The organism is Psychrobacter sp. 78a-MNA-CIBAN-0178 (genome assembly GCF_040309625.1).
GTDB classification, from domain to species: domain Bacteria; phylum Pseudomonadota; class Gammaproteobacteria; order Pseudomonadales; family Moraxellaceae; genus Psychrobacter; species Psychrobacter okhotskensis.
Genome location: NZ_JBEOOZ010000121.1, coordinates 1 through 276, shown reverse-complemented (window position 1 = coordinate 276; position 276 = coordinate 1). Strand labels below are relative to the sequence as shown.

At 40.2% G+C, this 276-nt stretch carries 1 protein-coding gene; it reads right to left on the bottom strand.

Translation table 11 applies throughout. The features are described 5' to 3' along the window. Positions 1 to 276, bottom strand: a 276-nt coding sequence (locus AAEY80_RS14505) for an integrase core domain-containing protein (protein ID WP_350588573.1), incomplete at both ends; no start/stop codon positions are given.

Sequence of the window (276 nt, the reverse complement as noted above, 5' to 3'; positions counted from 1 at the left end):
ATATTGAGCTGGTGAAATATACCCAATTGAAGATAATAAGCGTTGATTATTAAACCAATTGACCCACTCTAACGTTGCGTATTCAACAGCATCAACATTCTTCCACGGGCCATTTCTGCGAATAATCTCTGTTTTAAATAATCCATTTATTGTTTCAGCCAATGCATTGTCATAAGAGTCACCCACACTGCCTACAGACGCTTGAATTCCAGCTTCAGCAAGTCGCTCAGTGTATCGTATAGACAAATATTGGCTGCCTCTGTCGCTGTGGTGAAT